The organism is Streptococcus sp. k-378 (assembly GCF_013277505.1).
GTDB classification, from domain to species: Bacteria; Bacillota; Bacilli; order Lactobacillales; family Streptococcaceae; genus Streptococcus; species Streptococcus pseudopneumoniae.
In genome coordinates this window covers 1-2,562 of record NZ_VMNC01000077.1, presented here as the reverse complement: position 1 = coordinate 2,562, position 2,562 = coordinate 1, and the positions used below count along the sequence as shown (strand labels likewise).

The window sequence follows — 2,562 nt, the reverse complement described above, 5'->3', positions numbered from 1 at the left end:
TTTGAGCTGACTTTGTCAGTTCTATCTGCAACCTCAAAGCAGTGCTTTGAGCAGCCTGCAGCTAGTTTCCTAGTTTGCTCTTTGATTTTCATTGAGTATAAAATAAGCAAATCAGTAAGAAACCCACGACAAGATAATCCTGACGCGGGTTGTAGTTTCAACAAATGTCAATTGACCTGACTAGCAATCTGTAAGAGTGCCTTTTCAAAAAGGAAACCTTTTTCATAGAGTCCTGTCTTAATCTGATAGTCTGTCTCAATCAAGTAGGAAATTACTTGCTTCAAAAAGCTCAAAGAAAGTCCTCTTGAATCTCTCAGCGCAAACTTGATTTGATAGGGATTAGGATTGCGTCCGAGAAAACTTCCTAGACTACTTGCAATCTGAGATTCTGTTTGCCCAGACTCCGCCAAAATCTTCACCTGAGTAAAAGTCCGAAATTGTCCTAGCATGACTGCAATCAGTTTGATTTCATCTTCACCTTGCAAGGTCAAATCTCTAACCAAATCGCGCGCCTGATCCATCTTTTTAGTCAGAATAAACTGAGTTAAATCAAAAATATTGTCCTGTAAGGTCTTGGGAATTGCGTTAACAATATCCTCTTCCTCGATAACAGAGTCTTCCTTATAGGACTGTAAAAATAGAAGATTTTTCTGGATTTCGCTAAATTGAAACCCCGACTTAATGAGGAGATTTTCAAAAGAATGATTGATAAACTGCAGACCTTGTTTCTGACTCCACTTTTGGAAATACTGGCGCAATTCTTGTTCTTTTACTTCTACTGCATCGAAGGCCTTGGCATCACGCTTAAGTAATTTGACTAACCGTCTTTTGCTATCCAGCTTTCCTTCTGCAAAGATTATCAACTTGGTTGTTGGAGAAGGATTGTCAAGGTATTCCTCAAATGACTTAAGCTCATCATCTGTCAAAAAGCGTTTCTTGGCTGTTGTGATATCTACAAAATGGTCTAATATCACGATTTTCTCATCCGCAAAGAAAGGAAGGCTGACCAACTCCAGTTCCACATCCTTGTAGACCACTTCTTTCATATCAAAGTAGGCAAAGTTGAGGTCAGCAGAATCATAGCCAATCTGTTTCAATACTTGACTCTTCATAACTTCAAACTGACCCTGATCTGTCCCTGTAAAAAGGCTCAGGCTAGGTAAATTTGATAAAGTCAACTTCTGACTCTCTTCAATGGCTAGCATCTTCTCTCCTTTCTTCTGATTTTTCGATTTAATTTAGTCAATATAGCGCAATTTCCCACGGAAATCTTCTAAGCTCTCGTATCCTTTTTCCGCCATGATTGCTTTTAGTTCATTGGTAATACGTTCAAAAGCACTGACTCCTTCTTTGTGAAGGGTGGTTCCCACCTGTACCATACTTGCTCCACAGAGGATGTGTTCAAAGGCATCACGACCAGTCAACACGCCGCCTGTTCCGATGATTTGAATCTCTGGATTCAAGCGCTGATAAAAAGCATGGACATTAGCAAGGGCTGTTGGTTTGATGTATTCTCCACCAATGCCACCGAAACCATTCTTAGGACGGATAACGACAGACTCATCTTCTATATAGAGGCCGTTTCCGATAGAGTTAACGCAATTGACAAACTTGAGCGGATACTTGTTGAAAATAGCTGCCGCTTGGTCAAAGTGAACAATATCAAAATATGGTGGCAATTTAATTCCAAGAGGTTTGGTGAAGTAGGCAAATACTTCTGTCAAAATCCGGTCTGTTGTCTCAAAATCATAGGCAATCTGAGGTTTTCCTGGAACATTTGGACAGGAGAGGTTTAGCTCAGTCAGACCACGAAAATCACTCTCTTGGACTTTTTTCAAGATAGTATGGGTTTCCTCTGGAGACATACCGACTAGAGATAAGAAGAAAGTTCGGTTTGGCTCTTTTTCCTGTAAGTCCAAAAGATAATCCAAATAATAGTCTAAGCCCTTATTTGGCAAGCCCATAGAATTGATAGAACCAAGTGGGACATCTTGATAGCGTGGCTCAGGATTTCCCTGACGAAAGTCCAAGGTTGCTGTCTTAGTAACAAAGGTTCCTGCCGCTGAGTTTTTGACCTCTTCTAACTCCTCTATCGTCATACAAGCCACACCTGCTGCATTCATCAAGCAATTGTCAAACTCAAAACCAGCAATTTGTGTTTTCGTTGATACCATGATTCTAATCCTCCAGATTCTTTTTATTGCTAATATTATACCATAATTTTAATTCTAGGTTTACTAGATCCTGTGGTTCTATCTATTTATTCGGAAAAGAAAGTCTAGTGCAGAAGTCATGCTATGGAAACAGCTAGTGTATTGGAAGTTTGAACAAGGCTTGGGTAACAGACTTTTGAATGAAGTCCAAGCAACAAGGAGAAATCTCAACCTTTATCATTTTTAAAGAAATATAGTAAAATGAAACAAGAATAGGAGAAATCGATCAGGACAGTCAAATCGATTTCTAACAATGTTTTAGAAGTTGAGGTGTACTATTCTAGTTTCAATCTACTATAAATAGGTTTCATTCGAACTTTAATAGACTATGAAAACCAGTGGAACTTAC

The 2,562-nt window shown here is 39.1% G+C and carries 2 protein-coding genes; both read right to left on the bottom strand.

The window, feature by feature from the left end:
- Window positions 1–167: 167 nt before the first annotated feature.
- The gene (holA, locus tag HT719_RS08055) at window positions 168–1,205 is read right to left on the bottom strand and encodes a DNA polymerase III subunit delta (RefSeq protein WP_172928822.1); all 1,038 of its coding nucleotides are present in this window, start codon (window positions 1,203–1,205) and stop codon (window positions 168–170) included.
- Window positions 1,206–1,238: 33 nt separating this feature from the next.
- Window positions 1,239–2,174: a dihydroorotate oxidase gene (locus HT719_RS08050; RefSeq protein ID WP_172928820.1), complete on the bottom strand. Its 936-nt coding sequence runs from the start codon at window positions 2,172–2,174 to the stop codon at window positions 1,239–1,241.
- Between the last annotated feature and the right edge of the window lie 388 nt (window positions 2,175–2,562).

Coding starts and splice junctions, on each gene's coding strand:
- holA (WP_172928822.1), bottom strand. CDS start 1,205: ATGCTAGCCATTGAAGAGAGTCAGAAGTTGACTTTATCAAATTTACCT.
- HT719_RS08050 (WP_172928820.1), bottom strand. CDS start 2,174: ATGGTATCAACGAAAACACAAATTGCTGGTTTTGAGTTTGACAATTGC.